Source organism: Pseudomonas tehranensis, assembly GCF_014268615.1.
Taxonomy (GTDB): domain Bacteria; phylum Pseudomonadota; class Gammaproteobacteria; order Pseudomonadales; family Pseudomonadaceae; genus Aquipseudomonas; species Aquipseudomonas tehranensis.
The window spans coordinates 1-3,217 of sequence record NZ_JABWQV010000380.1 but is presented as its reverse complement, the minus strand read 5'-3'; the positions used below and the strand labels follow the sequence as shown (position 1 = coordinate 3,217).

The following is a 3,217-nucleotide window of genomic DNA, read 5'->3' as shown; positions in this document are numbered from 1 at the left end:
GGCGAGGGAGCTTGCTCCCGCTGGGTTGCGTAGCAACCCCCTTTTTATGGGCGCTTCGCACTGCAGAGCCAGCCCAGCCAAGCGGGAGCAAGCTCCCTCGCCACAACAGCGCTTCAGGTGCTGGGACAGTTAACGCGCCACCTTGCGCGGCACGATCTTCTTGAGTAACTGCCGGGCCTTGCCCCTCAATCGGGTCAGCCCCGACTCCTTGCCCGGTGGCGTCAGCCCCTGCTGGCGCAGCCAATCCTTCCAGCGAATCCGCTCGTCTCGTACCAGCCAGCCGTCCTGCCTGGCGAAACTCTCCGCCAGGTACAACCCACGGGTGCTGGCCGGGTACAGTTGATCCTTTTTCAAGGTGTACAGCTCGGGCAAGGGCTGACCGTCCTGTAGCGGCATCAGATAAAGATCGGGTCGCTTGCGGTCCAGGCGCGCCACCAGTTGGTCTCCCTCCAGTCGCTCATCCACATGAAACAGGCTCAGGGATTTGGCTTCCTTGGGCACATCCAGGCGCAAATCGTAAATCAGTTGCAGCGAAGCCGTGGGCAGGTGCACGTAGGCCCGTGGCCGCTCGATCAGTTGCAGGTTGGCACTGCGCACCGGGCGGGCCGAGCCGGACAGCGGCGTCAGGCGAAACGGCAAGGCTTCCCGATAATGCAGGGCGCTGGCGTAGGGCGCCGGCAACCAGGTGTCATTGAAACGCCCGCCCAGCCAGCCCTCGGGGGTTTCCAGCAGGCATTCTTCGGCAATTTCGCTGATGGCGGTGAGCAGCGGCAGGTTCAGCTCATGGGCCGGGACATAACCGGAAATCAGCTTGAGCACCACATCGCCACGGTCCTGTCGGCGCTGGCGCACCAGTACCCAATAGTCGCGGTTCTGCCAGTGCAGGGTGAGGCGCACCGAGACGCCCAGGTTTGCCAGTTCCAGGGAAAAACGCTCGGCGTCGTCCACCGTCACCGGGCGACGCCGTTGCAGGGTCTGGGAGAAATTCAATGGCATCCCGACGCTCTGGTAAGTCAGGCCTTCGGGTGTCGCTTCGACGAACAGGGGCAGGGTCTTGAAGTCGCTGGGGTTTTTTCTGATGAGCGTACGCGGCATGTCGGCTCCTTCCTTAAGGCCGCGCAGGGCGGCGTCAGTTTCTACGAAGGACCTTGGCAACGGTCGCGACGTTATGGGCGAGGTGCAGCGGATTGATGGTGCCGACAATAGCACTGGCGACACCGGGATGCTCAAACAACAGTTCGAAGCTGGCCCGGACCGGGTCCACACCAGGGTTCAGGCAGACGTGACCGCTGGCCAAGGCTTTCTTTACCAGAATCGCCTTGCCATGCAAGGCTGCGTAGTCAATGACCGTCTTCTCGTTTCGTTCGTTCAGATTGTAGGTGACCATCGCGCAATCGCCTTGCTCCAGCGCTTGCAAACCGCCCTCGACGGTTTTGCCGGAAAAACCGAAGCCGCCGATCTTGCCCTCGCGCTTGAGCGCCGCCAGGGTCGGGTAGACCTCGCTGTCGTTGAGAATCGCCAGGTCATTGCCGTCGGAGTGCACCAGCACCATGTCGATGTAGTCCGTTTCCAGACGCTTGAGGCTGCGTTCCACCGAAAATCGGGTGTGGGCGGCACTGAAGTCGTGGTGCGACTGGCCGTCACTGAATTCTTCGCCGACCTTGCTGACAATCACCCAATCCTGACGCTGGCCGCGCAACAACGGGCCCAGGCGTTCTTCACTGCGGCCATAGGCCGGCGCGGTATCGATCAGGTTGATACCCAGATCACGCGCCAGTTTGAGCAGCATCCGCGCTTCGTCGTCATCGGGAATCTGGAAACCGTTGGGGTATTTGACCCCCTGGTCGCGGCCGAGCTTGACGGTGCCCAGGCCCAGGGGTGAAACCCGCGGGCCGTTAGTGCCCAGCGGGCGATGCAAGTCGTGCAGGGTCGGTTGGCTCATGGCAGCAGCTGCTCCCAGGCAGGGACGCCCATGGGTGGTTTCGGCAGGTCCGGCAATGGCGCCGGATGGCTGGGGGCGATGCCATCGCGTTGAAGTGTGGCGATCACCCGATCGGCAAAGTCCGGGGCCAAGGCCAGTTTGGTCGGCCAGCCCACCAGCAGGCGATCCTGCTCGGCGAGAAAGGCGTTGTCCGGGCGGGTCAGGCCCGATTGCAGCGGTTCGGCACGATCGACGCGCAGCGTGGCCCATTGTGCGGTGCTGAGGTCGACCCAGGGCAGCAATTGGCCAAGTTCTTTCTGGGCGGTAGCAATCTGTGCGGCGGGTTCGCGGGCCACGCCGTCGGCTTCGGCAATGTCGCCGCCCAGGTACCAGACCCATTGGCCATCCGCGGCCGGGTGGGTGGTCACGGTGATGCGCGGCTTCGGTCCGCCGCCCAGGCAGTGGGCGTACAGCGGCTTGAGGCTCGGTCCCTTGACCAGCACCATATGCAACGGCCGACGCTGCATGGCCGGTTGGTCCAGGCTCAGGGCCTTGAGCAGGTCGGCGGTGCCGGCCCCGGCGCTGAGGACGATACGTTGGGCGCGGATCTCGCGGCCATCAACCTTGAGGCCGATCAGTTCGTCGCCGTCGCGCAATGGCTCGATATCTTTGCCGGCCAGCAAACCATCGCCGGCCAGATCCGCCAGCCGTGCAAGCAGGCTGGGGACGTCCACCACCAGCTCGGCCAGACGATAGACCTTGCCCTTGAAGCGCTTGTCTTGCAGGGCCGGCGGTAGTTGCTCGCCCTTGACCTGATCGACCCGCCCACGCACGGCCTTGCTGGCGAAGAAGCTGGTGAGGTTGCCGGCCAGGGTGCCGGGAGACCAGAGGTAGTGAGCTTCGGACAGCAGGCGCACGCCGGACAGATCCAGTTCGCCCTCGCCGGCCAGGGCTTCGCGCCAGCGGCGCGGCATGTCGGCGATGGCTTCCGAGGCGCCAGTGAGAGCGCCGTGCAAGGCGTACTTGGCGCCACCATGGATGATGCCCTGGGATTTGATGCTCTGCCCGCCGCCGAGGCTGGCGCTTTCCACCAACACAGTCGAAAAGCCCTGGCGGCGCAGGCGCGCATTCAGCCAGAGGCCGGCGACTCCGGCGCCGACAATCAGAACGTCGGTGGAAATAACGGATGGCATGCAGCGACCTCAGTGTTCAAGACGAGGGCGCAGTATACAGACTCGATGGGGATGGGATTTGTTGACGATCAACATCGGCAACCCGCAAGGAAAGCTTTTGTGG

Annotated in this window: 3 protein-coding genes; all 3 read right to left on the bottom strand. The window is 63.8% G+C overall.

Translation table 11 applies throughout. The annotated features are described in order from the left end of the window. Nucleotides 1-129 precede the first annotated feature (129 nt). The 3 genes from HU811_RS26075 to HU811_RS26065 are packed head-to-tail and all read right to left on the bottom strand — an operon-like array spanning nucleotide 130 to nucleotide 3,114. Nucleotides 130-1,095 carry a metal ABC transporter ATPase gene (locus HU811_RS26075; protein ID WP_092395688.1) on the bottom strand — a complete coding sequence of 322 codons (966 nt, stop codon included), beginning with the start codon at nucleotides 1,093-1,095 and terminating at the stop codon, nucleotides 130-132. 34 nt (nucleotides 1,096-1,129) lie between these two features. Continuing rightward, on the bottom strand, nucleotides 1,130-1,942 hold the full coding sequence (locus HU811_RS26070) for an aldo/keto reductase (protein ID WP_186658945.1): 813 nt from the start codon (nucleotides 1,940-1,942) through the stop codon (nucleotides 1,130-1,132). After that, the gene (locus tag HU811_RS26065) at nucleotides 1,939-3,114 is read right to left on the bottom strand and encodes an NAD(P)/FAD-dependent oxidoreductase (protein WP_186658942.1); all 1,176 of its coding nucleotides are present in this window, start codon (nucleotides 3,112-3,114) and stop codon (nucleotides 1,939-1,941) included. Before HU811_RS26065 ends, HU811_RS26070 begins: the two co-directional genes overlap by 4 nt. Nucleotides 3,115-3,217 lie beyond the last annotated feature (103 nt).